22 protein-coding genes and 3 tRNA genes are annotated in these 21,223 nt (G+C 69.0%); 12 read left to right on the forward strand and 13 right to left on the reverse strand.

What is annotated here, in order from left to right:
- Positions 1-6 precede the first annotated feature (6 nt).
- Both FHX68_RS08870 and FHX68_RS08875 read right to left on the reverse strand, forming a co-directional pair.
- Complete coding sequence (locus FHX68_RS08870) at positions 7-1,317, reverse strand: Fic family protein (protein ID WP_141379356.1); 1,311 nt, start codon at positions 1,315-1,317, stop codon at positions 7-9.
- 78 nt (positions 1,318-1,395) lie between these two features.
- Positions 1,396-1,611, reverse strand: coding sequence for a helix-turn-helix domain-containing protein (locus tag FHX68_RS08875; RefSeq protein ID WP_141379358.1), 216 nt, complete (start codon positions 1,609-1,611; stop codon positions 1,396-1,398).
- A gap of 100 nt (positions 1,612-1,711) precedes the next feature.
- Between FHX68_RS08875 and FHX68_RS08880 the strand changes: the two genes are divergently transcribed.
- Both FHX68_RS08880 and FHX68_RS08885 read left to right on the forward strand, forming a co-directional pair.
- Positions 1,712-2,296: a helix-turn-helix domain-containing protein gene (locus tag FHX68_RS08880; protein WP_141379360.1), complete on the forward strand. Its 585-nt coding sequence runs from the start codon at positions 1,712-1,714 to the stop codon at positions 2,294-2,296.
- Positions 2,297-2,482: 186 nt separating this feature from the next.
- Positions 2,483-3,616 (forward strand): tyrosine-type recombinase/integrase, encoded by a 1,134-nt coding sequence (locus tag FHX68_RS08885; protein WP_170214185.1) that lies wholly within the window; start codon positions 2,483-2,485, stop codon positions 3,614-3,616.
- 110 nt (positions 3,617-3,726) lie between these two features.
- Here the strand turns inward: FHX68_RS08885 and FHX68_RS08890 are convergent.
- Positions 3,727-3,810, reverse strand: a tRNA-Leu gene (locus FHX68_RS08890).
- 141 nt (positions 3,811-3,951) lie between these two features.
- On the opposite strand from FHX68_RS08890, the gene FHX68_RS08895 reads away from it, so the two are divergent.
- The 7 genes from FHX68_RS08895 (at position 3,952) to pknB (ending at position 12,827) form a co-directional block, all read left to right on the forward strand.
- The gene (locus FHX68_RS08895; RefSeq protein WP_141379364.1) at positions 3,952-4,683 is read left to right on the forward strand and encodes an FHA domain-containing protein; all 732 of its coding nucleotides are present in this window, start codon (positions 3,952-3,954) and stop codon (positions 4,681-4,683) included.
- Complete coding sequence (locus FHX68_RS08900; RefSeq protein WP_141379366.1) at positions 4,680-5,255, forward strand: FHA domain-containing protein FhaB/FipA; 576 nt, start codon at positions 4,680-4,682, stop codon at positions 5,253-5,255. Before FHX68_RS08895 ends, FHX68_RS08900 begins: the two co-directional genes overlap by 4 nt.
- Positions 5,256-5,267: 12 nt before the next feature.
- Positions 5,268-6,506, forward strand: coding sequence for a Stp1/IreP family PP2C-type Ser/Thr phosphatase (locus FHX68_RS08905; RefSeq protein WP_141379368.1), 1,239 nt, complete (start codon positions 5,268-5,270; stop codon positions 6,504-6,506).
- A 62-nt stretch (positions 6,507-6,568) separates the two neighbouring features.
- Positions 6,569-7,888: an FtsW/RodA/SpoVE family cell cycle protein gene (locus FHX68_RS08910; protein WP_141379432.1), complete on the forward strand. Its 1,320-nt coding sequence runs from the start codon at positions 6,569-6,571 to the stop codon at positions 7,886-7,888.
- Positions 7,885-9,342, forward strand: coding sequence for a peptidoglycan D,D-transpeptidase FtsI family protein (locus tag FHX68_RS08915; protein ID WP_141379370.1), 1,458 nt, complete (start codon positions 7,885-7,887; stop codon positions 9,340-9,342). The genes FHX68_RS08910 and FHX68_RS08915 overlap by 4 nt, the downstream gene beginning before the upstream one ends.
- The gene (locus tag FHX68_RS08920) at positions 9,339-11,078 is read left to right on the forward strand and encodes a serine/threonine-protein kinase (protein ID WP_141379372.1); all 1,740 of its coding nucleotides are present in this window, start codon (positions 9,339-9,341) and stop codon (positions 11,076-11,078) included. Before FHX68_RS08915 ends, FHX68_RS08920 begins: the two co-directional genes overlap by 4 nt.
- A 45-nt stretch (positions 11,079-11,123) precedes the next feature.
- A complete protein-coding gene (gene pknB, locus FHX68_RS08925) occupies positions 11,124-12,827 on the forward strand; it encodes a Stk1 family PASTA domain-containing Ser/Thr kinase (RefSeq protein WP_141379374.1) in 1,704 nt (567 codons plus the stop codon).
- Between the two features lie 23 nt (positions 12,828-12,850).
- Here pknB and FHX68_RS08930 read toward each other — a convergent pair whose 3' ends face one another.
- Genes FHX68_RS08930 through FHX68_RS08935 form a run of 3 tightly spaced genes read right to left on the reverse strand, consistent with a single transcriptional unit; the run spans position 12,851 to position 14,470 of the window.
- Positions 12,851-13,486 (reverse strand): anthranilate synthase component II, encoded by a 636-nt coding sequence (locus FHX68_RS08930; RefSeq protein ID WP_141379376.1) that lies wholly within the window; start codon positions 13,484-13,486, stop codon positions 12,851-12,853.
- Positions 13,479-13,637, reverse strand: a complete 159-nt coding sequence (locus tag FHX68_RS15195; protein ID WP_170214186.1) for a hypothetical protein — start codon at positions 13,635-13,637, stop codon at positions 13,479-13,481. The genes FHX68_RS08930 and FHX68_RS15195 overlap by 8 nt, the downstream gene beginning before the upstream one ends.
- On the reverse strand, positions 13,637-14,470 hold the full coding sequence (locus FHX68_RS08935) for a class E sortase (RefSeq protein WP_141379378.1): 834 nt from the start codon (positions 14,468-14,470) through the stop codon (positions 13,637-13,639). The genes FHX68_RS15195 and FHX68_RS08935 overlap by 1 nt, the downstream gene beginning before the upstream one ends.
- A gap of 54 nt (positions 14,471-14,524) precedes the next feature.
- Here FHX68_RS08935 and FHX68_RS08940 point away from each other — a divergent pair, with 54 nt between their 5' ends.
- On the forward strand, positions 14,525-14,764 hold the full coding sequence (locus tag FHX68_RS08940; RefSeq protein WP_141379380.1) for a cell division protein CrgA: 240 nt from the start codon (positions 14,525-14,527) through the stop codon (positions 14,762-14,764).
- Between the two features lie 101 nt (positions 14,765-14,865).
- Here the strand turns inward: FHX68_RS08940 and FHX68_RS08945 are convergent, their stop codons facing one another.
- Entirely contained in the window at positions 14,866-15,735 is an 870-nt protein-coding gene (locus FHX68_RS08945) for a rhomboid family intramembrane serine protease (RefSeq protein ID WP_141379382.1), read from the reverse strand.
- Between the two features lie 33 nt (positions 15,736-15,768).
- A complete protein-coding gene (locus tag FHX68_RS08950; protein ID WP_141379384.1) occupies positions 15,769-16,326 on the reverse strand; it encodes a peptidylprolyl isomerase in 558 nt (185 codons plus the stop codon).
- 90 nt (positions 16,327-16,416) lie between these two features.
- Between FHX68_RS08950 and FHX68_RS08955 the strand changes: the two genes are divergently transcribed.
- Both FHX68_RS08955 and FHX68_RS08960 read left to right on the forward strand, forming a co-directional pair.
- Positions 16,417-16,992: a DNA helicase gene (locus FHX68_RS08955; RefSeq protein WP_141379385.1), complete on the forward strand. Its 576-nt coding sequence runs from the start codon at positions 16,417-16,419 to the stop codon at positions 16,990-16,992.
- On the forward strand, positions 16,985-17,464 hold the full coding sequence (locus tag FHX68_RS08960) for an aminoacyl-tRNA deacylase (protein ID WP_141379387.1): 480 nt from the start codon (positions 16,985-16,987) through the stop codon (positions 17,462-17,464). Before FHX68_RS08955 ends, FHX68_RS08960 begins: the two co-directional genes overlap by 8 nt.
- A gap of 36 nt (positions 17,465-17,500) precedes the next feature.
- On the opposite strand, the gene FHX68_RS08965 is transcribed toward FHX68_RS08960, so the two are convergent.
- The 5 genes from FHX68_RS08965 to gyrA all read right to left on the reverse strand — a co-directional run bounded on the left by FHX68_RS08965 (position 17,501) and on the right by gyrA (position 21,218).
- Complete coding sequence (locus FHX68_RS08965) at positions 17,501-17,923, reverse strand: NUDIX hydrolase (RefSeq protein WP_141379389.1); 423 nt, start codon at positions 17,921-17,923, stop codon at positions 17,501-17,503.
- Positions 17,924-18,000: 77 nt separating this feature from the next.
- Positions 18,001-18,073, reverse strand: a tRNA-Ala gene (locus FHX68_RS08970).
- 19 nt (positions 18,074-18,092) lie between these two features.
- Positions 18,093-18,169 (reverse strand) — tRNA-Ile (locus FHX68_RS08975).
- A gap of 71 nt (positions 18,170-18,240) precedes the next feature.
- Positions 18,241-18,642, reverse strand: a complete 402-nt coding sequence (locus FHX68_RS08980; RefSeq protein ID WP_141379391.1) for a DUF3566 domain-containing protein — start codon at positions 18,640-18,642, stop codon at positions 18,241-18,243.
- Positions 18,639-21,218 (reverse strand): DNA gyrase subunit A, encoded by a 2,580-nt coding sequence (gene gyrA, locus FHX68_RS08985; RefSeq protein ID WP_141379393.1) that lies wholly within the window; start codon positions 21,216-21,218, stop codon positions 18,639-18,641. Before gyrA ends, FHX68_RS08980 begins: the two co-directional genes overlap by 4 nt.
- Between the last annotated feature and the right edge of the window lie 5 nt (positions 21,219-21,223).

The raw sequence follows: 21,223 nt of genomic DNA on the forward strand, positions 1-21,223 counted from the left end.
GTCGCCTTACAGGCCGGGCGCGTCGCGTCGCGTGGTGGACACCTGGCGTCGTGCGCCGAACTGGCTCACGTCCGGCAGCGCGGGCCCGAGTCGCGGTTTGCGCCCCTGGGTGTCCCCACCGCCGACGCGATTGCTGCGCTCGGTGAGCGCGACGAGGGCCAGGTGGCGGTCTGCGGTCCAGCAGACCAGACGTCCGCGCTGATCCTTTGTGCGGCCGAGAATGCCCGCCTCGGACAGCTCGGTCAGTGCCCGGTGCGCTGCGGCCGGTGAGACAGACAGGCGTGTGCTGACGAATTCGGCGGTGAGCACCGGATCGGAGGCGAGCGTGTCGAGGATACGCAGCACGACCGCATCCCGCCGCGGCACCGCGGGGTTCAGGCCCCGGTCACGACGGAAGGCTACGAGTCGGTCGTACACGTCCCGGTCCAGCGCGGCGATGTCCTCCGCGAGCCTCACCGCGTTCCCGGCTGCCTTCTCCGCGGCCTGCGCGAAGCCGATCACCCATTCATCGAGCGCGGGCGGATCGGAACGGTAGTCGGTGAGGCCCGCGATGTAGGCGTCAGTGTCGCCGGCGAAGACGGTACTGATCGGGATGAGCGCGTTCCGCAGCGCGTCGCCGCGGCGCAGAACCGTGTGGATGAGTGCGCGCCCGGTACGGCCGTTGCCGTCGATGAACGGGTGGATCGTCTCGAACTGCGCATGCGCGATCGCCGCCCGCACCACCGGGTTTCCGGCGGTGTCGGTGACGAACCGCGCCAGGTCCGCCACGAGGCGGGGCACCTCGGTCTCCGGCGGCGGGACGAATGCGGCTCGTAGTGGCGACCAGCCGGGCCCGCCGACCCAGTTCTGCTCCTGCCGCACCCCACGCTCAAGTCGGGGCTCGATGACGTGCTGGAGGTCCACGATGTCGGAGGTCTCGATGGTGCGTGTATGGTCGGCCAGCTCAGCGATAGCTGACTCGGTCGCGCGTACGTTCGCCACGACGTCGAGCGCCTGACGCGGTCCCTGGTGCAGCAGCTCCGCGATCGCCAGGCGCTTGGGCGTGACCCGGTTTCCCTCGATCCACGAGGACGAGATGGACTCCGAACGGATCAGCAGGTGATTCAGGTAACGGCCCCGCGCTCCGATCCGCTCATCCGCGCGGGCAAGGACCGCCAGTGCGTCCTCCGCCGCTCCCTGCGCCTCGGCGCCCAGCATCGGGAGGCTGTCGCCCAGTTCGTCGGGCACGTAAGCGAGGTAACGACCGGGCGCGCGATCCTTGCGGCTCAGACCGCCCGCATCCTCGGGATGCCACAGACGCTCGACGTACCCACCCATCACAGCCTCCCTTCCGTCGTCGCTATTTCTACTTTAAGTGCACTAGCCGAGAAATAGCAGGCACCGAGCCGCGGTTAGTCAGTCGGCAGTCGTGTCGTCCGCGAACCGGGCGAGGAACTTCTCTCGCGGGATGACGACGCGGCGGCCGATCTTCACCGAGGGGATGGTGCCGTCCTCGATGCCAACCGTGATCGTGCGGGGATCGACGCCGAGGGCTTCGGCGGCCTCCTGACGGGTGATGACGAGGCTGCGAAGGCGGCGAAGGTCGTCGATGCCGAGAGTGCTCTGCCGCATATCGCACCATCCGTTTCGTTGCCGCGCGAGAGAAGAAGGGTGCAATCCACGGTAGAAGCCCAGAGTTGCGTTGTCAAGTACAGCGTTGTATGTTCTCACTATGGAAACAGAGCGAGTGAGGGGCAACCCTCCCGGCATCACCAATGCACACGTCGCCGCGAACATCCGCGCCGCCCGTCAGGCGATCGGCATGGACCTGCGCACCATGTCCGACGCTCTCGGCGCCGCAGGCCGAAAGCTGTCACCGTCGGGCATCAGCAAGCTGGAGAACGGGGATCGCCGCGTGGACGTGGACGACCTCACCGTGATCGCCTACCTGCTGCGCACCAGCCCCGCCGCACTCCTGACGCCCCCAGATGAGCAGACGACGCTGACCGGGGTACCGGAGACGTACCTGCCGGAGGAAATCGAGAAGTGGGCGCGCGGAGAACTCGTCCTCACCAGCGACGGACTGCTGGCCTACTGGCAGCAGGAATGGGTGCAGAACCTCAACCGCATCCAATACTTCGAGAGCGCGCTGCGCCACGGCAGCCCGAACCAGGCCAGCCACGACGACTACACGAAGCGCCTCGCGGACTTGAAGGAACGCCAGCGGCTCATCCGGGAACGGGGCGTGCAGATCGACCCGACCGGGCGCGTGTTCGACGCCGCCGACTACCTCGACCGCTTCGGCCCCGCCGAGTAGCCGAGCCGCAGAGAGGAAGGAGCCGGAATCATGGCACCACGCGGAACGCCAGCGGAACGAGCAGCCGACGCTGCCGAGACGTCGCAGAAAGCGCAGGCACGTCGCTCGCGAACCCGGCGTCGTGGCCGCGGGTCGATCCAGTCGTACCAGACCGCCGCAGGGAAGCGGTGGCGGTATCAGATCTGGGTGCCCGTCGACCCGGAGCAGCCCGACCTCGGGGAGAAGAAGTTCAGCCGGGGCGGATTCTCAACCGCCGCCGATGCGGACGCCGCGTTGCAGGACGCCCTCAAGCAGCGGGATCAGCAGGAGAAGTTCGGCGGGAAAGTACCCACTCTCGGCGTCTACGCCGACGCCTGGGTGGAAGGGCTCAAGCTCGCGGACTCCACGATCGCCGGGTACAACAAGATCATCCGCAATCACCTCCGCCCGCAGCTCGGGCACTATCCGCTCGACAAGCTCACCCCTACCCGGATCGCCCGCCACTACCGCGACCTGGAACAGCACGGACGGAAGGACGAGCAGGACAAGGGCGGGCCGCTGTCGGCCAACACCGTCCACAAGGCTCACGTCGTGCTCGGCGCGATCCTCGACGCCGCGATCGAGGACGGGCATATCGCCACCAACCCCGCCAAGCGGAAGGCGGCAAAAGCGCCGACCACGAACCAGATGCGGGCAGAGAAGCCCGAGCTGGTGACGTGGACGGCCGATCAGCTCGCCGCGTTCCTCGCGTGGGATCGCGACGAGCTACAGGACGAGTTGTTCGCGCTGTGGTGGGTGATCGCGAACACCGGGATGCGGCGCAGCGAAGCCCTCGCGCTCAAATGGGGCGACCTGAACACGAAGACATCGCAGGTCAGCATCCGGCGTGCGATCAACACCGAGGACTGGACGAAGACGAAGACCACCAAGACCGGCAACGCTCGCGTCATCGACGTCGACGCCGCGACCTTGAAAGCGATCGCCTCCTACAAGGTCGCTCGCGCCGAGCTGTCTTTCGAGCTGGCGAGGGCCGATGCCTACATCTTCGGAGACGACGATGGCCAGCCCCGCTCACCCGACGCGATGACCAGCCGCTGGGATCGCCGCCTCAAGTGGGCCGTCAAGGTCAAGAGGTTCGAGCACCTGCCCCGCGTCACGCTCAAGGGCTTGCGGCACACGCATGCGACGATCCTCATGGAACTCGGCGTGCCGCCCAAGGTCGTGCAGGAACGCCTCGGGCACTCCACGATCACCACGACGATGAACATCTACAGCCACGTCACCCCGACGATGCAGAAGAACGCCGTCGACCGGTTCGCCAGCCGCCTCGCCGGGACATGAGCCTCGCGATGGGGCACGCCGAGGCGCTTGCCCCATATCTCGCCCCATGATAACGAAATAGCCCCTCACCTGGATCATAAAATCCCTGGTGAGGAGCCACTTTCGTTCTGTGCGCGAGGGGGGACTTGAACCCCCACGCCCTTGCGGGCACTGGCACCTGAAGCCAGCGCGTCTACCTATTCCGCCACTCGCGCGTGTCGATGCAGGCATCGACCCAACTTCCCGAGAATATCACGTCGCCGAGGGCGCATCGAACCCGTCTACCGGGTGTTTGCCGCGTCCGCTCAGACTCTGCAACTAGCATGTACGCACCGGTCGCCAGCCTGAGGAGCCCCGTGGGACTACTTGACAGCTTCGAGAAGGGACTCGAGCGCGCTGTGAACAGCGCGTTCGCCAAGTCCTTCCGCAGCGGCATCCAACCGGTCGAGATCGCGGCGGCGCTGCGCACCGAATTGGATGCCAAGGCCGCCGTCGTCAGCCGCGACCGCATCCTCGCCCCGAACGCGTTCGAGGTGCGCATGTCGCCCGCCGACGCCGAGCGGATGCGCTCGATCGGCAGCACCCTCGACACCGAGCTGCACACCCTCGTCGAGAAGCACGCCGCGGCGCAGGGCTTCAGCTTCGCCGGGCCCGTGACGATCGCCCTCTCCGCCGACGAGCAGCTGCCCACCGGCACCCTGCGCGTGCTGTCGCAGACCGCCGCCGGAACCGTCTCCTGGCGCGGCGTCGTCGAGATCGCGGGAACGAGGCATCCACTCGTCGCGAGCCGCACGGTCATCGGCCGCGGCAGCGACGCCGACATCACGATCGCCGACGCGGGAACGAGTCGCCGGCACGTCGAGATCCTGTGGGACGGCGAGCGCGCCATGGTGCGCGACCTGGGCTCCACCAACGGCACGCAGCTCGACGGGCGCAAGATCACCGAGGCCCCGCTTCCGCCCGACGGCATCATCACGATCGGCCGCACCGACATCACCTTCCGCGTCATCGCGCAGGCGAGCCCGCCGCGGCCGACGACCTCGGCCGCCGACGCCACGCGCACGTTCGGGATCGGCGGGCTGTCGTGAGCGAACTGACCCTGCTGCTGCTGCAGGTCGGCTTCCTGATCCTGCTCTGGTTCTTCGTCTTCGCCGTCGTCTACTCGCTGCGCGCCGACCTGTTCGGCGTGAAGGTGCGAAAGCTCGCCGACCCCGCCGCAGCCGCCGCGACACCCGCCCCCGCGCCCGCCGCGGCGAGCGCCGCGACCGCCCCGGTCACCCCGCGACCCTCGCGATCCGCCGACGCACCCGCGCGGAACGACACCCGCGGCAACACCCGCCCGGCCGGCCCGCAGCAGGCCACCCGCGACAGCGTCAGCCGCATCGTCATCACAAGCGGCCCGAAGGCGGGCCTCGAGCTCCCCCTCACCGGCGAGCCGCTCACGATCGGCCGCTCCAGCGAATCGGGCCTCGTCATCCGCGACGACTACACGTCCAGCCACCACGCCCGACTCCTCCTGTGGGGCGAGCAGTGGATGCTGCAGGATCTCGACTCGACCAACGGCACCTGGCACGACGGGGCGCGCGTCGCGACGCCCGTGCCCGTGCGGATCGGCGCCCCGATCAAGGTCGGCGCGACGACGTTCGAGCTGCGGAAGTAAGCGGACGCGGTCATGGTCTTCGAGGGGTCGAGCGTCGCCATCTCCCATACCGGGAAGGTGCGCTCCAACAACCAGGATTCGGGGTACGCCGGCTCGAACCTGTTCGTCGTCGCCGACGGCATGGGCGGCCACGCCGGCGGCGACGTGGCCTCGAGCATCGCCGTGCACCGGCTGAAAGACCTCGACCACCCCTTCGCCACGCCCACCGAGGCGGAGGTCGCCCTGCAGCAGGCGATATCGGTGACGGCGACCGTGCTTATCGACACCGTCTCCGAGCGCCCCGAGCTCGCCGGCATGGGCACCACCGTCAGCGCCCTCGTCATGGTCGACGACTACGCGGTCATCGCCCACATCGGCGACTCGCGCATCTACCTGTACCGCGACGACGCGCTCACCCAGATCACGACCGACCACACGTTCGTGCAGCGCCTCGTCGACTCGGGCCGCATCACCCCGGAGGAGGCCCGCTACCACCCGCGCCGCTCCGTGCTGATGCGCGTGCTCGGCGACATGGATCCCGATCCGCAGATCGACACGTTCATCATGCCGACCCAGCCGGGCGACCGCTGGCTGCTGTGCTCCGATGGCCTGTGCGGCGTCGTCGACGACGCGCACATCTCGAAGACCCTCGGCCAGGGCCTGCCCCCCGGGCGCACCGCCGACCTGCTGCTCAAGCAGGCGCTCGACGCGGGCGCGCCCGACAACGTCACGGTCGTGATCGTCGACGTCGGCGGCAGCCACCCGATGTTCAGCGGCGCCGGCACGATCGTCGGGTCGGCCTCGAACCCCCGCGGCGTCGAGGTGCCCGCCGCCCGCCCCGGCCGCACCAGCTGGCTGCACCCCGGCCGCCAGGCCGCGAACGAGCCCACCCACTTCGAGCCGGCCGCCGAGTTCCTCGAAGAGCTCATCGAAGAAGACCGCCGCCGCGCCCGTCGCCGGCGGGTCTGGTGGATCGTCGGTCTCGCCGTGATCCTCGCGGTGCTCGCCGCGGCGACGCTCGGCGCCTACTCGTGGACCCAGTCGCGCTACTTCGTGGGCGCCGACGACGACACGGTCGTCATCTTCCGTGGCATCCAACAGGACCTCGGCCCCATCTCGCTGTCATCGCCCTATGAGGACACCGGCATCGAGCTCGTCGACCTGCCGTTCTATCAGCGCCTCGCCGTGCAGCAGACGATCTCGGCGCGCTCCCTCGCCAACGCCGAGGCGATCGTCGAGACGATGCGCCGAACGCTGGAGGATGCCCCGTGACCGCCACCGCCGGGGCGGTCACGACCGACACGACCGTCGTGAAGGCGCTGCGCAGAATCCGGATGCCGCAGACCCAGCGCAACCGCGAGCTCGGGCTGCTGCTGTTCGCGTTTCTCATCAATGGCGCGGCCGTCGCCCTCGTGCAGCTCGGGGCCACCGGACACATCGACTGGACGTTCCTCTACTACTGCGGCGGGCTCACCGTGCTCGTGCTCGGGCTGCACATCGTGCTGCGCTACCGCGCGCCGCAGGCCGATCCGTTCGTCGTACCGATCGCGACGGTGCTGTCGGGTCTCGGCCTCGCGATGATCTACCGCATCGACATCGAAGACGGCGACACCGGCTGGGCGGCGCTGTCGACCCGCCAGCTGGTGTGGCTCGTGATCGCGATCGGCGCGGCCGTCGCGATCGTCGTGCTACTGCGCAACTACCGCGTGCTGCTGCGCTACACGTACGTATTCGGCCTGGCCGGCATCGTGCTGCTGCTGCTGCCGTTCATCCCGGGCCTCGGCACCGACGCGGGCGCGGACGTCTGGATCTCCATCGGCGGCATCTTCTCGTTCCAGCCGGGCGAGCTCGCCAAGATCTGCCTCGCGATCTTCTTCGCCGGCTACCTCGTGCGCACCCGCGAGTCGCTGACCTCGGTCGGCACCCGGTTCCTCGGCATCACGTGGCCGCGCGCCCGCGAGCTCGGGCCGCTCCTGCTGCTCTGGGCCGGCGCCATGGCGATCATCGTGCTGCAGCGCGACCTCGGCACCGGGATGCTCATCTTCGGCATGTTCGTCGCGATGCTCTACGTCGCCACCGGCAAGACGAGCTGGGTCGTGATCGGCCTCACCCTCGTCGGGATCGGCGTCGCCCTCGCGACCACCGTGCTGCCCTACGTGCAGGCGCGGTTCACGAACTGGCTGCACCCGTTCGACCCCGACACGATCAACGACTCGAGCTATCAGCTCGCCAGCGGCATCTTCGGCCTCGCCCACGGCGGCCTCATCGGCACGGGTCTCGGCCACGGCCGGCCGGGCCTCACCCCGCTCTCGCAGAGCGACTACATCTTCCCGAGCCTCGGCGAAGAGCTCGGGCTCATCGGGGTGTTCGCGATCCTCTGCCTCTACATGGTGTTCACGAGCCGTGGCATCCGCATCGGCATGGCGGGGCAGGATGACTTCGGCAAGCTGCTCGCCACGGGCCTGTCGTTCACCCTCGCGCTGCAGGTGTTCATCATGGTCGGCGGCGTGACGGGGCTCATCCCGCTCACCGGACTCACCACCCCGTTCCTCGCCGCGGGCGGCTCGTCGCTCATCGCGAACTGGATCATCGTCGCGCTGCTGCTGCGCATCTCCGACGCGGTGCGCTCCCGGCCCCGGGTGGTGATCGGATGACTCGCGAGCTCAGGCGCCTCAGCATCATCATGGTGGTGATGTTCTTCGGCCTGTTCGGTGCCACCAGCTGGATCCAGGTGGTGCAGGCGCAGACCCTCGCCGAGAACCCCGAGAACCGCCGCACGCTGTACGACTCGTTCGAGGTGCAGCGCGGCTCGATCATCGCGGGCGACGAGGTCATCGCCTCGTCGGTGCCCTCCGACGACATCTACAGCTGGCAGCGGCAGTACGCGGATGCCCCGATGTGGGCCCCCGTCACCGGCTACATCAACCCGGTGCTGCAGTCGGCCACCGGCATCGAGCAGGCGATGAACCGGGAGCTGTCCGGCGCGGCGAGCTCGCAGTTCCTCTCCCGCGTCGACCAGATCATCACGGGCCAGCCGCCCCGCGGCTCGAACGTGCTGCTGACTCTCGACCCCGCGCTGCAGCGCGTCGCGACCGAGGCGCTCGGGTCGTACCAGGGCGCCGTCGTCGCGATCGAGCCGTCCACCGGCCGTGTTCTCGCGATGGTGACGAGCCCGAGCTATGACACGAACACCCTCGCGGTGCACGACTCGGCGGCGGTCAACACGACCTACGACGAGCTGCTGAACGCCGCGGTCGATCCGCTCGCCAACCGCACGATCGACACGCTGAACCCGCCCGGGTCGACCTTCAAGCTCGTCGTCGCCTCCGCCGCGCTCGCGTCGGGCAAGTTCACTCCCGACTCGACGTTCGCGAACCCGTCGAGCTACGTGCTCCCGGGCACCTCGACCGCGATCCACAATTTCGACGGCAACACGTGCGGCCCGGGCGACCAGGTGTCGCTCGCGACGGCGCTCCGCCTCAGCTGCAACATCCCGATGGCCCAGCTCGCCGTCGCGCTCGGCGACGACGCGATCCGCGACGAGGCGAAGAAGTACGGGTTCAACACGCGCTTCGACATCCCGCTCGCCGTCTCCGCCTCGAACTACCCCGAGGGGTCGCTCTCCGACGACCAGACCGCGCAGACCGGTTACGGCCAGCTCGACGTGAAGGCGACGCCGCTGCAGATCGCGATGGTGTCGGCGGGCATCGCCAACCACGGCATCGTGATGAACCCGCGCATGGTCGACCGGGTCGTGGCGCCCGACCTGACCGTGCAGCAGACCTTCGAGAACACCGAGTTCGGCCGCGCGCTGAGCGAGCAGGACGCCGCCACCATGACGAGCCTCATGATCGCCAATGTCAGCAACGGCGCAGCGAGCGGTGCAAGAATAGAGGGCGTCGACGTGGCCGGGAAGACCGGCACGGCCGAGCACGGTCCCGGTGATCCGTACACCCTCTGGTTCACCGGCTTCGCTCCGGCCGACGACCCCACAGTGGCCGTCGCGGTGATGATCGAGGACGGCGGAGGGCTCGGGCAGTCCGGGACGAGCAACGGGATCGCGGCCCCCATCGCGAAGAAAGTTATAGAGGCGGTACTGAGCAGATGAGACCGACGCAGGGTGTGAGCTTCGGCGGGCGCTACGAGCTGGTTTCGCGGATCGCGATCGGTGGCATGGGCGAGGTCTGGGAGGCGACCGACCACGTCATCGGACGTACGGTCGCGATCAAGATCCTCAAAGACGAGTACATGGGCGACCCCGGGTTCCTCGAGCGCTTCCGCGCCGAGGCCCGTCACGCCGCGCTCGTCAACCACGAGGGCATCGCGAGCGTGTTCGACTACGGCGAGGAGAACGGCTCCGCCTTCCTCGTGATGGAGCTCGTGCCCGGTGAGGCGCTGTCGACCATCCTCGAGCGCGAGGGGTCGCTGTCGACCGACAAGACCCTCGACATCGTCGCCCAGACCGCCTCGGCCCTGCAGGCTGCGCACGCGGCGGGCCTCGTACACCGCGACATCAAGCCCGGGAATCTCCTGATCACCCCCGACGGCCGGGTGAAGATCACCGACTTCGGCATCGCCCGCATCGCCGACCAGGTGCCGCTGACCGCGACCGGTCAGGTGATGGGCACCGTGCAGTACCTCTCGCCCGAGCAGGCGTCGGGCCACCCGGCATCCCCGGCGACCGACATCTACTCGCTCGGCATCGTCGCCTACGAGTGCCTCGCCGGAAAGCGTCCCTTCACCGGCGAGTCGCAGGTGGCGATCGCGATGGCGCAGATCAACGACGCGCCGCCGCCGCTGCCGGCGACGATCGCCGAGCCGGTGCGCAACTTCGTGATGTCGATGATCGCCAAGAAGCCCGAAGACCGCCCCGCGACCACCTCGGCGGTCGCCCGTGCGGCCACGGCGCTTCGCCGCGGCGACGTCGCCGGCGCGGTGGCGATCATGCCCGCGATCGCCGGGTCGGGATCGGACGACGCGACGCGTCTGCTCACCTCGACGGGCGACGACGGCACGACCCGGATCATGGAGACCACGACGGTCGTCGGCCCCGGCGACGAGGTCGAGGCGCTCGTGGGCGACAAGCCGAAGAAGAAGCAGAGCCCGTGGACGTGGCCGCTGATCGCGCTGATCGTGCTGCTGCTGCTCGTGCTCGGCGGCACGCTGTTCGCCCTGTTCGCGAACCAGGGCGCGAGCCCCGCGCCGACCTCGAGCAGCGCGACCGCGGCCCCCACGCACACGACCGCGCCGCCCTCCCCGACGCCGTCGGCCACGACGCCGTCGGCCACGACGGTCGCACTCGCCGACCTCGGCTTCGTCGGCAAGACGTGCGACGAGGCGCTGCAGATCGCGAACGACCACGGGCTGACCGGCGTGACCTGCGAACGCGGCACGGCCGCCCCGTCGCCCGACCAGGTGGGCCTGATCTACCAGACCAACCCGACCGCCGGAAACGTGCGACTCGACCAGCAGATCGTGCTGACGTTCTACGACGAGCAGACGCCTATGGAGACGCCTGCCGCGCCGACCGTCACGAACGACCCGGCCGGTTCGCAGACCTTCACGATCACGTGGGACGCGTTCTCGTGCCCCGCGGGCTCGTCGGTCACGGCGTACAACTTCACGGTGATCAACGGCACCTTCGACGCGAACCGCGGCACGACGTACCAGGCGCCGGCGAGCCCGCGGAGCCTCAAGGTCACCGCCGACCCCGGTGCGCCGCCCGGCTCGCTCATCCGCGTCAAGTACACCGCTCAGTGCGGCGACCGCGAGAGCGCCCCGTCGAACGAGGGCCAGGCGCCGATCCCCAGCCAGTCCACGTCGACGCCGACCACCGCGCCGTAACGGGCGGTCGATTAGGCTGGCTGTCGAGCCGGTCCAGGGAGAGATGTGTCTGCAGAACGTCGTGTGCTGTCCGATCGCTATGAGGTCGGCGAGGTCATCGGCCGCGGCGGCATGGCGTCGGTCTACCGAGGCCGCGACCTGACGCTCGGCCGCGAGGTCGCGATCAAGATCCTCGAGAGCGATCTGGCCGCCGACGCGACGTTCCGCACCCGGTTCCGCCTCGAGGCGCAGGCCGCCTCTCGCATGTCGCACCCGACGATCGTGCGCGTCTACGACGCCGGCGAAGACGTCGAGACCGACGCCGACGGCACGACGCGCGCCGTGCCGTACATCGTCATGGAGCTCGTCTCGGGCCAGACGCTCAAGGAGATCATCGCGGCCGGTCCGGTCTCGATCGACGACGCCATCCACTACACCGACGGCATCCTCGAGGCCCTCGAGTACTCGCACCGCGCCGGCGTCGTCCACCGCGACATCAAGCCGGGCAACGTCATGGTCACCTCGGCCGGCCAGGTGAAGGTGATGGACTTCGGCATCGCCCGCGCCGTCTCCGACTCGTCGTCGACCGTCGCCGAGACGACGCAGATCCTCGGCACGGCCGCGTACTTCTCGCCCGAGCAAGCCAAGGGCGAACCGGTCGACTCGCGCGCCGACGTGTACTCCGCCGGCGTCGTGCTCTACGAGCTGCTCACCGGCCGCCCGCCGTTCCGTGGGGAGTCGCCCGTCGCGGTGGCCTACCAGCACGTCAGCGAGACGCCCGTCGCACCGTCGGAGATCGTCGACACCGTGCCGCGGTCGTTGGATGCCGTGGTGCTGCGCGCTCTCGCCAAGGACCCGTATCAGCGGTATCAGGATGCGGGCTCGTTCCGCGCCGCACTCGACGCGACCCGCGACGGTCGCACGCCGAGCCGCAAGCAGGTCGGGGCGTTGACGAGCGAGCTGTACGGCGCGAACCCGCGGCAGGCCGCCGAGACGGCGCGCTCACTGCGTCAGCTCTCGACCGACACGACCATGCGGCGCACGCAGGCCGGCCCTCCGGCCGCCTGGATCTGGGCGGGCATCGCGGTGATCGCCGTCGTGCTCATCTCGGTGCTCTTCTGGGTGCTGAACAACCGCCCCGGGACCACCGTGCCGGACAACGCGCGTGTCGTGCCCGACGTCGTCACGATGACGTGGGACCGCGCCAACGAGCTGATGTTCGAGCAGGACCTCGACACCGAGCGCCTCGACGAGCGCAACGACCAGATCGCCGAAGGCAACGTCATCCGCACCGACCCCGCGGCCGGCACGACGGTCGCACCGGGCCAGCTCGTGAAGGTGTACGTGTCGACCGGCCAGAAGATGAGCACCGTGCCCACCCTCGCCGGGCTCAGCACCGATGCGGCCACGACCGCGCTGACGAGCGCCGGTCTCACGCTCGGCGCGGTCACGACCCGCAACGATCCCGACCTCACCGCCGACACCGTCATCTCGGCCGATCCGGCGGAGGGCTCGGAGATCGCGGTCGGCAGCGCGGTGAACCTCGTCGTCGCGAGCGGAAAGGTGACGCTCGTCGACGTCGTCGGCTACACCGCCGAGGCCGCGCAGCGCGCCCTCTCCGCCGACACGCTGAAGCTCGTTCCGACGATCGTGGAAGATCCCGGATGCCCCGCGAACCCGGGCCGTCCGACGGTCGCCGCCCAGTCGCTCGCGCCCGGCGATGTGCCGATCCACTCCACCGTTGAGCTGACGGTCTGCACCGGCCGCTGACCCGCGCAGACGAGGCGCGCGCGCTAGGGGCGCCGGTGCGGTGACAGCGCCGCGCCGCGCGCGGCCGCACCGGGGCATCCGACCCGCTCGAGCCAGTTGCCGAGCAGCCGGTACCCGCCCTCGGTCAGCACCGCCTCGGGGTGGAACTGCACGCCCGCAAGCGGCAGCGTGCGGTGCGCGAGCCCCATGACGACGCCCGACGCCGTCGCCGCGGTCGCGACGAGTGGCGTACCGCGCAGAGAGGCGGGTTCGACGGCGAGCGAGTGGTAGCGCGTCGCGGTGAAGGGGGAGGGCAGCCCCGCGAACAGGTCGTCGCCGTCGTGGCGCACCTCGCTCGTGAGTCCGTGCATGAGCTCGGGAGCCTCCGACACCCGCGCGCCGAAGGCGACGGCGAGCGCCTGGTGGCCGAGGCACACACCGAGCAGGGGTGTGCCTCGCCGCGCCGCCGCACGGACGATGTCGATCGACGCGCCGGCGCGCTCCGGCGTGCCCGGCCCGGGGGAGACGAGCACGCCCGCGAAGCCCGCGATGGCGGCGTCGGCGTCATCGACGGCATCCGCCTCGATCATCACCGTCTCGGCGCCGAGCTCGTGCAGGTATCCCACGAGGGTGTGCACGAAGCTGTCGTGGTTGTCGACGACGACGACCCGCTCAGCCACCGACGGTGGACTCCTGCGGGGTGACGAACTGCGAGATCCACGGGAAGACGTACCAGAACAGCCCGTACAGGATCGCGGCGACGAGGATCAGCAGGATCAGCACGCGCACCCACGCGGGGCCGGGCAGAACGCGCCAGAGTGCGGCGTACATCAGGCGGAGGCTCCTTGCGTCGGCGCCGCGAGCGAGGCAGGGGGTCCGGATGCCGCGGGGGTGAAGTCCTCGAACACGGCGTAGGCGATGATCCGTTCGAGCATGTTGAGCTTGGGGGCGCAGCTGGTGAGGGTCAGGTAGCGTCCGTTCGCCGCGACGCCGACCTGCTGCGGCACGGGCAGCAGCACCTCGACCTGGGTGTCCTGCACGTACTCCAGGGTGCGGAACCGGTAGGTGTACCAGCCGTCCGGGGTCTGGATGACGATCGCGTCGCCGATGACGAGCTTGTCGATCGGGTCGAAGGGGGCGCCCGAGGTCCATCGGTGCGCGGCGTAGACGGTGTTGCCCACCCCGCCGGGCATGGCGGTGTCGTTGTAGTGGCCGATCTCGCCCTGGTCGAGGATGTCGGTGCGCGAGGTGCCCGACGCGATCGTGAACTGCCACTCCGGGCCGAATCGCGGCACGAACATCACCCCGAACTGCGTGCCGTGCTCCTGCTGATCCTGCACCGGGATGACCGGGTCGGCCGGCGCCGTCGGGGAGTCGCTCGGGGCGGGGGTGGGGGAGTCGGATGCCTCGGGAGTCGCCGGCGCCGGGCTCGGGGTCATCCAGCTCTGCGAGAGGGCACTGGCCTCCTTGTGCTTCTCGGCGCCGATGATCCAGTCGCCGATCCACATCTGCCAGCTGACATAGAGCAGCGCGACGACGCCGGCTGTGATGAGCACTTCGCCGAGCACTCCGAGGATCGAGACCCGGCGCCGCGGTGCCGCGGCTGCGGCGGAACTCCCGGCTTCGCGGTGCACGCGTCGCGTGCGCGGCTGAGTGTCCCCCATAGTCGGATTCTCGCACAGCACGGCTGGGGCGCGGCTGGCAGGTAGAATCACCGCATGGCACGTTCTGGCAACGACGACGAGCAACTCATCGGGCGCAGCGAGGGTGAAGCGACCCCCAACCCGGTGTGGTTCAAGCCCATCATGCTGGGGCTGATGATCCTGGGGCTGCTCTGGGTCATCGTCTTCTACCTCAGCGGCCAGGCTCTGCCCATCCCCGGCATCGGCGGCTGGAACCTCGTGATCGGCTTCGGCATCGCGTTCATCGGGTTCTTGATGACCACCCGCTGGCGCTGATCTTTGTCCACCGCCCTCTCCCGAGGGTGTGAATTACACCGGTGTGATTCATCCCCATCTGTGGAGAGAGGTGTGGATAACTCGCGCTCTCCCCAGCCGTCCTAGCGGTAGACGAGGAGCGGAACGCCGAGCAGGGCGAGGAGCCCGACGGCCACCGCGATGAGCAGCCAGATCTGGGTGCGGCGCTGACGCACCGCCCGCGTGCGGGCGAAGATGAACCCGATGAGCGCGCCGACGAGGCCGCCGCCGATGTGCGCCTGCCAGGCGATGTTCGACTCCGGCAGGAACGTGATCGCGAGGTTCAGACCGAGGATCACCGCGATGGCGGTGACGTTCGCGCCCAGGTGCCGCCCGATGACGAACATCGCGCCGAGCAGTCCCCACACCGCCCCCGATGCGCCGGCGACGACCGCCGTCGGCGCCAGCAGTGCGGTGAGCACCGAGCCGCCGAGCGCGCTCAGCAGGTACAGCGCGAGGAAGCGCCACCTGCCGAGGAGGGGCTCGAGGCTGCGACCGAGCGCCCACAGCGCCAGCATGTTCAGCGCGACATGCCAGATGCCCTGGTGCACGAGCGTCACCGTCACGAGCCGCCACGGCTGCGTGTACGTCAGCGGCAGGTAGAACACCAGCATGCTGCGCAGCGCATCGCCGAACCCCGGGATCATCCCCAGCAGGTAGAAGAAGATCGTGACGCCCATGATCGTGTACGTCACGACCGGCGTGCCGCTGGAGACGCGCGCGGATGCCCCGCCGCGCGACGACCCGCGCCGACGAGGCATCCGCGTCACCGTCGCCTGCTGCTGCTTCTGCTGCTCGGCCAGGCACTCCGGACAGATCACGCCGACCGGCATCTGCGTCTGGCACTCGGGGCAGATGGTGCGCAGGCACCGCTGGCAGAGCACGAAGCTCTGCCGGTCGGGATGCCGGTAGCAGAAGTTGTTCGGATTGGCCTGGAACGAGGTGTCGGTCACGGGTCGGGTCGGTCTGTCAGCCTGTCGAGGGCGTCAGACCTGCGCGATGTCGATCGAGCTGATGACGACGGGCTCGACCGGACGGTCACCGGCGCCGGTGCGGACGGCCGCGATCTCGTCGACGACGGCCTTGGAGGAGTCGTCGGCGACGGCGCCGAAGATGGTGTGCTTGCCCTGCAGCCACGGGGTCGGGTCGGTGGTGATGAAGAACTGCGAGCCGTTCGTGCCCTCGGCCTTGCCGGTGATGGCGTTGTGGCGCAGGCCCGCGTTGGCCATCGCGAGGATGTAGGGGTCGTTGAAGTTCAGCTCGGGGCTGATCTCGTCGTCGAAGTTGTAGCCGGGGCCGCCGACGCCCTGACCGAGCGGGTCGCCGCCCTGGATCATGAAGTTCGGGATGATGCGGTGGAAGATGACGTCGGAGTAGAGCGGGCCCTCGCCGGGCTTGCCGGTGGCCGGGTCGGTCCACGCCTGCGAGCCGTCGGCGAGGCCGACGAAGTTCGCCACGGTGCGCGGTGCCTGGTCTCCGAAGAGGTTGACGACGATGTCGCCGTGGTTCGTGTGGATGGTCGCTACGGCGGTGTGGATCGTCATGCTCATTATTCTGCCACCTGTCAAGGCCTTCCGTACCCCGTGGGGTCTGGCAAGATGGGGACAAACGACCCGGATATCAGGGAGGGCCCCGTGAGCCTCAGCCGCAAGCGCAAGAAGGAACTCCGCAAGCTTCAGGACCAGGCGACCACGCTGTGGGAGTCGCAGCAGGTGCTGCTCGGCCAGGCCGGCAACGTCGCCCGTGAGGCCAGCCGCCAGTTGGGCAACTACAAGCGCGAGCAGGTGGTGCCGACGGTGCAGCACACGTACGAGAAGTACGCGGCGCCGTATGTCGACCAGTCGGTGCAGACCTCGAAGAAGGTCTACAACGACAAGATCGTGCCCGCGGTCGGCGCCGTCATCGGCTCCGCGCTGTCGGTGTGGGATGCCGCGAAAGAGAAGCGCGACGACCTCGCGGCCGGTCGGGGGTTCACGCCTCTGAACGTCGGCAAGTACCAGAAGAAGGCCGAGAAGTACGGCAAGCAGGCCTCGAAGCACCTCGCGGTGAGCACGGCTCCCGCGCGTAAGGGCATCGGCGCCGGCGGTGTGATCGCCATCCTTCTGGGTGTCGCCGCCGCGGCGGGCGTGCTGTACGCCGCCTGGCAGACGCTTCGCGCCGACGACGAGCTGTGGGTGGCCGACGACCCGCTGCGCGCCCCGGATGCCTGATCCGCTGGATCGCGTTCGTACCGCCGCGGCCGCCCGGGGGCTCGAGATCGAGCTCCGCGAGCGGCCGTCGGCGTCGAGCCTCGACGAGGCGGCGGCGCTTCTCGGTCTGCAGCCGACCGACATCGTCAAGACGCTCGTGGTCAAGCGCGCGGACGACACGTATCTGTTCGCGCTGATCCCCGGCGACCTGGCGATCTCGTGGCCGAAGCTGCGGGCGCTCGTCGGTGTGAACAAGCTGCGCCTGCCGGAGCCCGAGCTGGCGCTCGCGGCGACCGGCTACGAGCGGGGCACGATCACGCCGATCGGCAGCTCGACCGACTGGCCGGTCTACGCCGACGCGTCGATCGTCGGTCGCCGCATCGCGATGGGTGCCGGGGCGCACGGCTACAGCCTGTTCGTCGACGCCGACGAGCTGATCGCCGCCTACGACGCGACAGTCGCCGACATCTCGCAGCCAGCCGCGGCTCGCTGAGCGGGGCCGGTCGCTGAGCGGGTCGCGGGCCGGGCCTCAGAGCCCGGCCATCTCGATCCCGATGTCGACGAGCTGCACGTGCTGCACCGCCGGCAGCTCGCCGAGCGCGAACCAGTCGGCCTCGTCGGTCGAGCCGCCGACCTCGTTGCGCAGCCGTCCGCCGGTGACGTGGGCGCGGTAGACGATGCGCAGCGTGTGCAGCGGGGCATCCGCGTCGGGAGTGATGCGCTGGCGCACCGGAATCACGCGGGAATGGATGCCGAGCAGCTCGTCGATCTCGACGCGGAAGCCGGTCTCTTCGCGCACCTCGCGCCGCACAGCGTCGGCCGGGTCTTCCCCGTCCTCGAGTCCGCCGCCGGGGAGGGTCCAGGCGGCGCGGCGCCCCTCGTGCCAGTGGGCGAGCAGGATGCCCCGCTCTTCATCGAAGACGACGGCGTATGCCGCGACACGCAGGTCCATCCGGTCAGCCTAACGGGCGGGCATCCACCGGCCGTCTGTCGAAAGCTGAGGAGATGGCGGATGCTGAGGATGAACTGTGGAGCCTAGGAGATTCGAACTCCTGACATCCTGCTTGCAAAGCAGGCGCTCTACCAACTGAGCTAAGGCCCCCGGTGCGGTGAAGGTGGGGTGGTGGGGCTACCAGGACTTGAACCTGGGACCTCTTCATTATCAGTGAAGCGCTCTAACCGCCTGAGCTATAGCCCCGTCTGGAGACCGGCGTCGCCGCCGTCAACCTCCAAGACTTTACCCGACTCGCGGGCAATCCGAAAATCGGATCAGTTCGAGGTGAAGCCGACGAGCAGTCCGCCGGTGACCTTCACCATCAGGTTGTAGATGCCGGCAACGACCGCGCCCAGCACGGTCACGACGATGAGGTTCAAGATCGCGACGATCGCGGCGAAGGCCATCACCTGCGGCAGGTTGATGTAATCGCTCAGCGTGAAGTTGCCGTCGAACGCCTTGAACAGGTCATCCAGACGGGTGATCATGCCGGTCGTCTGCAGCACCATGTAGACGAGGAACGTCGCCACGACTGTGACGATCGCGAGAGCGACCGCGGCCAGGAAGGACAGCTTCACGGCCGACCAGAAGTCGACGTAGACGAGGCGCAGGCGCACCTGCTTCGCGCTGGTCTTGCTGGAGGACTTCTTCGCCAGCTTGTCGGCTACCGTGCTCATGCGTCAGTGTCACTCTCTTCGGGGCTCGCGGGCGTGGTCTCGTCTGCGGCGGCGGGGGGCTCTTCCGTCTCGGGAGCCTGGCCCAGCGTCCGCTCTCCGTTGCGGGCGATCGCGAGGATGCGATCGTCGTCATCGGGACGGGCGAAGACGACACCCATGGTGTCGCGACCCTTCGCTGGGACCTCGGCCACGGCAGAGCGTACCACCTTGCCGCTGGCAAGAACCACCAAGACCTCGTCGTCCTCGGACACCATCAGACCGCCCGCGAGATCACCGCGATCCTCGCTCAGTTTGGCGACCTTGATGCCCAGTCCGCCGCGCCCCTGCAGCCGGTACTCGCCGACGCGGGTGCGCTTGGCGTAGCCGCCCTCGGTGACGACGAAGACGTACGCGTCATCCTTCGCGACGGATGCCGACAGCAACGAGTCGCCCTCGCGGAAGCTCATTCCCTTCACGCCCTCCGTCGCCCGGCCCATCGGGCGCAGCGACTCGTCGGTGGCGGTGAAGCGCAGCGACATGCCGTGCCGGGAGATCAGCAGGATGTCGTCGGTGTCGTCGACGAGGAGCGCGCTGACGAGCTCGTCTCCGCCCTCTTCGTCGTCCTGCCCACGCAGGCGGATTGCGATGATCCCGCCCTGGCGGTTCGTGTCGTACTCGCTCAGGAAGGTCTTCTTCACCTTGCCGTCGCGCGTGGCGAGCACGAGGTGGGTCGCGGCCTTGTAGTCGCGGATGTCGAGGATCTGTGCGATCTCCTCACCCGGCTGCAGCGCGAGGAGGTTCGCGACGTGCTGACCCTTGGCATCCCGCCCGGCCTCGGGCACCTCGTACGCCTTGCAGCGGTAGACGCGACCCTTGGTGGTGAAGAACAGCAGCCAGTGGTGCGTCGTCGTGACGAAGAAGTGCTCGACCACGTCATCGGCGCGCAGCTGCGCGCCCTTCACGCCCTTGCCGCCGCGGTGCTGCGAGCGGTAGTTGTCGCTGCGGGTGCGCTTGATGTAGCCCGCCCGCGTGATGGTGATGACCATCTCCTCTTCGGGGATGAGGTCTTCCATCGACATGTCGCCGTCGAAGCCGTGCAGGATGTTCGTGCGACGGTCGTCGCCGAACTTGTCGACGATGCCCTGCAGCTCTTCCGAGATGATCGTGCGCTGGCGGGCGGGCGTGGCGAGGATGTCGGTCAGGTCGCCGATGCGCTCTTCGAGCTCGGCGGCCTCGTCGATGATCTTCTGGCGCTCCATCGCGGCGAGGCGACGCAGCTGCATCTGCAGGATCGCCTCGGCCTGCACGTCGTCGATCTCGAGGAGCGACTTCAGGCCTTCGCGGGCCTCGTCGACGGTCGGGGAGCGGCGGATGAGCGCGATGACCTCGTCGAGCGCGTCGAGCGCCTTGAGGTAACCGCGCAGGATGTGCATCCGCTTCTCCGCCTCGCGCAGGCGGTATCGCGTGCGGCGGACGATGACCTCGACCTGGTGCTCGATCCAGTACGTGATGAATCCGTCGAGGGCGAGCGTGCGCGGCACGCCGTCGACGATCGCGAGCATGTTCGCGCCGAAGTTCTCCTGCAGCTGCGTGTGCTTGTACAGGTTGTTCAGCACGACCTTCGCCACCGCGTCGCGCTTGAGCACGATCACGAGGCGCTGACCGGTGCGGTCGCTCGTCTCGTCGCGGATGTCGGCGATGCCGGTGAGCTTGCCGTCGCGGGCGAGGTCGCGGATCTTCGCCGCGACGTTGTCGGGGTTCACCTGGTAGGGGAGCTCCGTGACGACGAGGCAGGTGCGACCGTGGATCTCCTCGACGTTCACGACGGCACGCATCGTGATCGATCCGCGGCCGGTGCGCTGCGCCTCGCGGATGCCCTTCGTGCCGAGGATCTGCGCCCCGGTCGGGAAGTCGGGGCCGTGCACCCGCGCCATCAGCGCTTCGAGGAGCTCTTCGCGTGTGGCATCCGGGTGCTCGAGGGCCCACAGGGCGCCGTCGGCGACCTCGCGCATGTTGTGCGGCGGGATGTTCGTGGCCATGCCGACCGCGATGCCGACCGACCCGTTGACGAGCAGGTTCGGGAAGCGCGCCGGCAGCACCGTCGGCTCCTGCGTCTTGCCGTCGTAGTTCGGCTCGAAGTCGACGGTGTCCTCATCGATGTCGCGCACCATCTCCATCGACAGCGGCGCCATCTTGGTCTCGGTGTATCGCGAGGCGGCGGCGCCCATGTTGCCGGGCGTGCCGAAGTTTCCCTGACCCTCGGCCAGCGGGTAGCGCAGCGACCACGGCTGCACGAGACGCACGAGCGCGTCGTAGATCGCGCTGTCGCCGTGCGGGTGGAACTGGCCCATCACGTCGCCGACGATGCGGGCGCACTTGTTGAAGCCCTTGTCGGGGCGGTATCCGCCGTCGTACATGCCGTAGATCACGCGGCGGTGCACGGGCTTGAGGCCGTCGCGCACGTCGGGCAGCGCACGCCCGACGATGACGCTCATCGCGTAGTCGAGGTAGCTGCGCTGCATCTCGACCTGGAGGTCGACCTGGTCGATGTTGCCGTGGTTGTAGTGCGCGTTGGGATCGGGGCGCTCGTCAGTCATGTCGT

Source organism: Microbacterium lacticum (genome assembly GCF_006716815.1).
GTDB classification, from domain to species: Bacteria; Actinomycetota; Actinomycetes; order Actinomycetales; family Microbacteriaceae; genus Microbacterium; species Microbacterium lacticum.

Bases quoted from the DNA above. Each gene is read 5' to 3' on its own strand.
- FHX68_RS08960 (WP_141379387.1), top strand. From the start codon at position 16,985: ATGCCTGATCCGCTGGATCGCGTTCGTACCGCCGCGGCCGCCCGGGGG.
- FHX68_RS08965 (WP_141379389.1), bottom strand. From the start codon at position 17,923: ATGGACCTGCGTGTCGCGGCATACGCCGTCGTCTTCGATGAAGAGCGG.
- FHX68_RS08980 (WP_141379391.1), bottom strand. From the start codon at position 18,642: ATGAGCACGGTAGCCGACAAGCTGGCGAAGAAGTCCTCCAGCAAGACC.
- gyrA (WP_141379393.1), bottom strand. From the start codon at position 21,218: ATGACTGACGAGCGCCCCGATCCCAACGCGCACTACAACCACGGCAAC.
- FHX68_RS08910 (WP_141379432.1), top strand. From the start codon at position 6,569: ATGCCGCAGACCCAGCGCAACCGCGAGCTCGGGCTGCTGCTGTTCGCG.
- FHX68_RS08940 (WP_141379380.1), top strand. From the start codon at position 14,525: ATGGCACGTTCTGGCAACGACGACGAGCAACTCATCGGGCGCAGCGAG.
- FHX68_RS08870 (WP_141379356.1), bottom strand. From the start codon at position 1,317: ATGGGTGGGTACGTCGAGCGTCTGTGGCATCCCGAGGATGCGGGCGGT.
- FHX68_RS08880 (WP_141379360.1), top strand. From the start codon at position 1,712: ATGGAAACAGAGCGAGTGAGGGGCAACCCTCCCGGCATCACCAATGCA.
- FHX68_RS08915 (WP_141379370.1), top strand. From the start codon at position 7,885: ATGACTCGCGAGCTCAGGCGCCTCAGCATCATCATGGTGGTGATGTTC.
- FHX68_RS08920 (WP_141379372.1), top strand. From the start codon at position 9,339: ATGAGACCGACGCAGGGTGTGAGCTTCGGCGGGCGCTACGAGCTGGTT.
- FHX68_RS08875 (WP_141379358.1), bottom strand. From the start codon at position 1,611: ATGCGGCAGAGCACTCTCGGCATCGACGACCTTCGCCGCCTTCGCAGC.
- FHX68_RS08950 (WP_141379384.1), bottom strand. From the start codon at position 16,326: ATGACGATCCACACCGCCGTAGCGACCATCCACACGAACCACGGCGAC.
- FHX68_RS08935 (WP_141379378.1), bottom strand. From the start codon at position 14,470: ATGGGGGACACTCAGCCGCGCACGCGACGCGTGCACCGCGAAGCCGGG.
- FHX68_RS15195 (WP_170214186.1), bottom strand. From the start codon at position 13,637: ATGTACGCCGCACTCTGGCGCGTTCTGCCCGGCCCCGCGTGGGTGCGC.
- FHX68_RS08905 (WP_141379368.1), top strand. From the start codon at position 5,268: ATGGTCTTCGAGGGGTCGAGCGTCGCCATCTCCCATACCGGGAAGGTG.